General features: G+C 60.0%; 5 protein-coding genes. All 5 read left to right on the top strand.

All coding sequences use genetic code 11. The annotated features are described in order from the left end of the window. The coding region (locus IH971_10335; protein MCH7498234.1) for an META domain-containing protein at positions 1-220 on the top strand (220 nt) is incomplete at its 5' end. Positions 221-270: 50 nt separating this feature from the next. Further along, a complete protein-coding gene (locus IH971_10330; protein ID MCH7498233.1) occupies positions 271-2,115 on the top strand; it encodes a trypsin-like serine protease in 1,845 nt (614 codons plus the stop codon). A 141-nt stretch (positions 2,116-2,256) separates the two neighbouring features. Further along, complete coding sequence (locus IH971_10325) at positions 2,257-3,192, top strand: hypothetical protein (GenBank protein ID MCH7498232.1); 936 nt, start codon at positions 2,257-2,259, stop codon at positions 3,190-3,192. Between the two features lie 41 nt (positions 3,193-3,233). Then, on the top strand, positions 3,234-5,720 hold the full coding sequence (locus IH971_10320) for an Ig-like domain-containing protein (protein ID MCH7498231.1): 2,487 nt from the start codon (positions 3,234-3,236) through the stop codon (positions 5,718-5,720). A gap of 293 nt (positions 5,721-6,013) precedes the next feature. Then, positions 6,014-6,638, top strand: a 625-nt coding sequence (locus IH971_10315; GenBank protein ID MCH7498230.1) for a hypothetical protein, incomplete at its 3' end; no start/stop codon positions are given.

Here is a 6,638-nt window from a genome sequence, read left to right as displayed (position 1 = left end):
GTGCAACGATTATTCAGGAACATATAAAATTAACAACGATGGATCATTCGCAATAGTATGGCATAGCTGGACGGAAATGGCATGCATGGGTAGGCCAGGCACTCTTGAGGGTCGTTTTATTAAAGCCCTCAAAAATGCTTCTGTCTATGATCTGAGTGAAAGCACGCTGACCCTTTACGACAGTGATCGTCGTTATGTTGTCAAGCTCAATCATGAATAGTCACCAAAACATATGTAAGCGGAATAACTCGGACTTGTGAGGTGCCCTAGATGAAGACTTCCCGCCTTTACACATTGGCTGCTACTGGCAACTTCGTTATCTTGATGTGGTTCCCTTCTTTCGTAACAGCCCAGCCAGCCCCTGTACCGTATCGGATTCAACCATACGTCATGGATTCGGGCCTGCACGAGGGTCCCACTGGACGGGGAGCAATACCAGAACTCGCCTTTAGTGAGATTATTCAAGTCGCCGATGCTCCTTGGCTGCGCTTGAAGTTCCAGGATTACCACCTCCAACAGCAATCCCGCCCCACGGGACTTGGGATCGATACGAGCAGAGTCGAAAGTGACTCTATCAAAGCAATAAGCTACATCACTATCACCTCCCTAGAAGATGGCGGCACGCAGCGCATGGATGCCAATAGCTTACCTAAGTGGAATAATGCTTCTGCCTATTTCAACGGAGCCGCAGTAATGATCGAGCTGCATGTGGCTCCAGAAGATAAAGGGGTTTTCATTCGCATTTCTGAAATATTGATTGGTGAAAGGGGTACCGGCCCAGGTCTCGATAAAACCACTACGCAATGCGGGGCAACTGACGATCGTAGTTCTTCATCTGATGCTGCCGTGGGTCGCATCATCCCAGCTGGCTGTACTGGTTGGATTGTTTCAAATGGCTCACATTTAACTGCTGGGCACTGTGTAGGTCCCAACATGGACATTCTGGAATTTGATGTCCCGGCCTCCGACGCAGATGGGAACATAAACTGTGCACATCCAGATGACCAGTATCCGATTGATGCGAATAGCATAGTCTGGAATGATGACGGTCTAGGCCAAGAGGGGGACGATTGGGCCGTTTTCGCCTGCAATCCCAATTCAAATACCGGCTTACTCCCCATTCATGCCCAGCAGACTTTTTACCGCATGTCTCGAGACGACAATCCAGATAACGTTCAAGTTACGGGGTACGGCGTCGATTTTGACCCGGCTGGTGCTCCCGGCGGACCCTGCGTGAATCTTCCGTGTGCGGGATTTGGTGATTGTAACTCCAGCAGCCAGACCTTGCAATTAGAGGCAGGCAGCTATGAGGGAGAGGACGTCCAAAGCGCATCGGATGTCGTTATTGATTACAGAGTTGATACAGAATGTGGTAACTCCGGTAGCCCCGTATCGGTTGACGGTTCTGCTCTGGCTGTCGGCATTCACACAAACGGTGGGTGCCACGACTCCGGGGGTGAAAACTCGGGCACAGGCTTCGAAAACGATGATCTCGAAGCCGCTATCCAGGATTTTCCCGGACCGAATGTAGAGTACGCGGATAGGAATCATCCTGTCCCCGCTGCAGACGAAGACGGCACCGTTCTCCGCCCCTACGATACGGTCACCGAGGCCGTCAACGCCGTGCTCTCCGGCGGCATCGTCAGCATCGTGACCGGAGCCTATAATGAAAGCATCACCATCACCACGGCCATGACGATTACGGCACCCGTCGGCATCGTCGCCCTAGGTACGTCATTCTTGCCCAAATCAATGCCCGCGCTAGCCGGGGAAGTAGCCGCAGTTGTTGCGGAGGCGGCCGATGGCCTCATACCTGCCGTCTACTCACTTTCCCCCAACTTCCCCAACCCCTTCAACCCCGCCACCACCATCCGCTTCGGCCTGCCCGAGGCGGCCGCCGCCCGCCTGGTGGTCTACGACCTCCTGGGCCGGGAGGTGGCGCGGCTGCTGGAGCGCACCCTGGAGGCGGGCTATCACTCGGTGGTCTGGAATGGGAAGAGCGCCGCAGGGGCGGAGCTCCCCAGCGGGCTCTACATCGCGCGGCTGCTCGCCACGCCAGCGGCGGGGACATCGCCGGGATTTATCCAGTCCATCAAGATGGTGCTGCTCAAGTAGGGCACCCATTTGCCCGTTTTGATCGGGGGGTGGGGGGAGGTAACTATATTGCGCTATTTGCAGATGGTTCGGGAAACTATATTGTCGCGGATGATGACAGCGCGAATTAGAAGAATCTGCGGCTTCAGACCAAGACTTGGCATGGCCATCCTGCTGTGGGCTGCGGGCCCCTTGCAGGCCCAGGCGCCGGCCGTGCGGACGATGGGCACAGCCGTGGTGCTGACGCCGCCGGGCAGGTACTTCATGGCACCCCGCTGGTCGCCGTCGGGTGGCACGCTGGCGGTATCGGGGCCCCAGTATGGCGGCATCCACCTGGTCACCTATCCCGGTGGGGAAGTGACGGAACTGGCGGACGAACCCGCGGCCGGCGTGGGCCTGGTGTGGTCGCCCACCGGTGCATACATCATGACCAGCGTCTCGCGCTACGTCAATCATCGCCGCCGCAACGCCCTGGTGGTATTCGACGTCCTCACCGGCGCCCGCACTCATCTCACAGAGTTTGTGGCTGGAGGGGCGGGCCACGCAATCTGGGATACGGGGGGGCAGTTCCTGCATCTGGTCACGAAGGGGGGCAAGCACCGGCAGTTCGATGCCCGGCGAGAGCTGGCCGAGGTGGAGCCGGGCCCCTTTCCGCCGGCGCGCCCGATTTTGACCCCTGGAAACCAGATTGTGCTCCTGGAACCCGCTGCGGGTGGGGGCAAAGTGATGGCGAGCGTTGCCGGGCGCAAGCTGAACCTGACCGTTTCGCCGGATGGCAAGCGCATGGCCTTCGAGATCGTTGGAGGACACCTGTGGGTGACCGCTGTGGACGGCGGCAGGGCGGTAGACTTGGGTGCGGGCAGCCGGCCCGCCTGGAGCCCCGGCAGCGAGCGGCTGGCCTACATCATTACCGAGGACGACGGCCACCGTATTCTGGCGGCCGATGTCTATGCCATCAACGCCGACGGCACCGGCAAGGTGAATGTAAGCCGGTCAGCGGAGGTTCTTGAAATGCATCCCCACTGGTCCCCCGACGGCCGCCACATCGCCTGGGACGACCTGCGCAGCGGCCGCATCTACGTTCAAGAGGTGCGCTAAACCTGGAGCGCCACGCACCCTTCCGCCTGGCGGGACTGTTTTTGGCGGCGGCCGGTCCGCTGGGTGCCCAGGTGACCGGTCTGGCGGACTGGGACATCTTCCTCGATCCAGGCCACAGCCAGCAGCAAAACATGGGCATTTACGGCTACTCCGAGGCCGAGAAGAGCCTGCGGGTGGCTTTTGAGCTCCGCGATCTGCTGCTCACCACCACCGATATCGACACCGTCTACTTGTCCCGCACCAATGACACGCAGGAGGTGGGCTTGACCCAGCGCACGGACCTGGCCAACGGCGTCGCCGCCAGCTGGTATCACTCCTTGCACAGCAATGCCGGCAGCCCAACGGCGAATAACGTGCTGTTCCTGTGGGCCCAGCTCTATAACGGCGACGAGCCCGCCGGGAAGCCCGGTGGCAAGGCCATGAGTGACGTCATGATTGAGTACCTGGCAGGCGGGATGCGCATACCCTCCAGCGGCTCAATAGGGGATTGCGACTTCTATGGCGGCTGCAGCGCCAGTTCGCCCGGTCCCTGGCTGCACGTCAACCGCAACAGCACGATGCCATCGGAGCTCAGCGAAGCGGGCTTCCACACGCACCCCGTCCAGAACCCGCGCAACATGAGCGTCCAATGGAAGCGGCTGGAGGCCTACACCTTCCTTTGGTCCATCCTCCAGTTCCACGGCCTCACTCGCCCGGCGGTGGCCATCATCACCGGCACCATCAGCGACCTCGAATCCGGCGTGGCCCTGAATGGAGCCGTAGCCACCGCCGGCGGCATGAGCGACACTACCGATACCTTCGAGTCGCTGTTTAACCGCTACTCATCCGACCCCGGCCAGCTGCGCAACGGGTTCTACTTTCTCGAGGGGGTTTCTGGCCCGATCGCGGAGCTGGTAGTAAGCGCTCCCAACTACGACCCCGCTACGCTGCAGGTGAGCCTGCTGGACTCCTTTTTCACTTTCCGCGATGTGGGGCTGGTCTCCAGCCTCCCGCCCTATCTGGTGAGTTCCACCCCCGCCGCCGGCGACACCAGTTTTCCCGCCTGGGACCCCCTGGACCTCGTTTTCAGCCGTCCCATGGACCCTATCTCGGTAGCGGCGGCCTTTACCGCGCCCGGCGGCGTAACGGGCGCCATCGTCTGGACCGACGGCAACCGGCGCATGACCTTCACACCGGACGCGACACTGGCCACCCTCACCGACTATAGCCTGACCATCGCCGCCAGCGCCCAGGACGCCTTCGGCCATGCCATCGACGGCAACGGGGACGGCGTGGGGGGCGATGCCCTAACCCTGGCGTTTCGCACGGGGCCGGCAGACCTGTCCCCGCCCCAGCCGGTGGCGGTCTACCCGGCCGACCTGGGGACGGGCGTGGAGCTGCGGCCCATCATCAGCGTCGCCTTCGACGAAGTGCTGGACGTCGCCTCGGTAGGCGCGAGGGCCATTGGACTGGTGCGCTCGGGCTACTCCCCGTATAACGTGCCCGGCGAGCTGCGGCACTACGTGGTGGGTGACCGGAGCGTGCTCAACTATTTCACCGCCGAGCAACTGACCGTCAATCGCAGGCACACCACCTGGGTCTTCGGCGGGTTGCGCGACCTGTTGGGCAATGTGACCACCACCCGCAGCTACCGCTTCGATACGGGGGAGCTGGCGTTTGACGCCACGAGCATCGACGATTTCGAGGCCGGGCTGGAGCACTGGTGGGAGCCTTTAAGCAGTGGCACAACCACGGCTGGGAATGTGATCGCCGACAGCACCTTCAGATTGGCGAACCATAGCATCTTGAACCTCATGACCGGGAGCAGCACGTCACTTGAACTGCACTATGGTTGGGACACGGGCGCAACGGCGTGGCTACTGAGGGAGTTTTTAGGTGGCGGCGCACCCCGGGCGGTGACGTTCGATGACAGCTATAGCCTGCAGGCGTACGTATTCGGCGACGGCAGCGGCAACCTGTTCCGCTTTGCCGTGGACGACAACAACCTCACCGGGGCCGTGGCAGACCACGAGGTGAGCCACTGGACCACCATCGACTGGATCGGCTGGCGTCTGGTGGTCTGGGACCTGGCCAACGACGGCACCGGCACCTGGCTGGGCGACGGCAAGCTGGACGGCAGCATGCGCTTCGACAGTTTTCAGCTCAGTCACGTTCCCGGGGCCGTCGCCGCGGGGACTATCTATATCGACGACCTGCGGCTGGTGCAGACGCGGCTGCTGGCCGTGGCCGAGGAGGGGCGGCAGCTGCCGCGCAGCTTCGTCCTGCACCCCAACTACCCCAACCCGTTCAATCCCGCCACTACCCTTGTCTACGACCTGCCCCGGGCGAGCCCGGTGCGGCTGACCATCTACAATTTGAGGGGCCAGCCGGTGCGAGAACTGGTTAAAGGGATGGTTGCGGCGGGGCGGCACCAGGCCGTATGGGATGGGACGGACGGCGGCGGACAGCCGGTGGCATCAGGCGTCTACATTGTCCGGCTGCAGGCCGGCAGCGCCAACAGCTCCCGCAAGCTCATCCTCAGCAAGTAGACCCCCCGAAGATTGTTACTCAAGTGAACAGGGGGGCTGCGCCCCGCCTGAATTCCCATTATGATGGGCCGGCATTCGATGATTGTCGGCCTTGCTTAGCTGCTAGAACATCTTGACATCTGATGAATTATGGTTACATTGTCAATAAGCTGTTATTTGTCATCATTCTATGAGCACACGTAGGTCGCGTCGTGTGAGGCTACTTCGGAGGCCTGTCGTTGGTTGACCCAGAACTGCCCTGCTAGAACCTCACTGGACAGCGTCCGCCCGTGCAAAATCAATAGGAGAGCACCATGCTCAAACAAACACGACACCTAACCGTGACGCTTTGTGCGGCGGCTTTGCTGACTATTCCACTGCCAGTTTACGCGCAAATCAGTGAATTCAAAATACTTCCTGCCGATGGAGCGGCAAGTGATAAATTTGGAGAATCAGTCTCCATCTCCGGCGACTATGCCGTCGTGGGATCCTTTGGAGCGGGATCGGCATATGTGTTCAAACGTAATAGTACAAGTTGGACACAGGAGGCAAAATTACTCGCTTCCGATGGATTTCAAGGTGATTATTTTGGAATTACAGTCTCCATCTCCGGCGATTACGCCATCGTGGGAGCTTGGGGTGATGATGATAATGGAAGTTTTTCAGGTTCGGCTTATCTGTTCAAACGCACCGGCACGAGCTGGGCGCAGGAAGCTAAACTGCTTCCTTCCGATGGTGCAGCAGGTGATCAGTTTGGATTTTCAGTCTCCATCTCCGGCGACTATGCCGTTGTCGGCGCTCCATTCGATGATGATAATGGAACTGAATCAGGTTCGGCTTACGTGTTCAAACGCACCGGCACGAGCTGGGCGCAGGAAGCTAAACTGCTTCCTTCCGACGGAGCGGCAGGTGATTGGTTTGGAGCAGTCTCCATATCCG

This window comes from Candidatus Neomarinimicrobiota bacterium, assembly GCA_022560655.1.
GTDB lineage: Bacteria > Fidelibacterota > Marinisomatia > SCGC-AAA003-L08 > TS1B11 > JADFSS01.
Note: the sequence above shows the minus strand (reverse complement) of the source record. Positions and strands in the feature narration are given on the sequence as shown.

What these genes read in the sequence shown, in the direction of transcription:
- IH971_10330 (MCH7498233.1), top strand. Translation starts at nt 271, where the DNA reads ATGAAGACTTCCCGCCTTTACACATTGGCTGCTACTGGCAACTTCGTT.
- IH971_10325 (MCH7498232.1), top strand. Translation starts at nt 2,257, where the DNA reads ATGGCCATCCTGCTGTGGGCTGCGGGCCCCTTGCAGGCCCAGGCGCCG.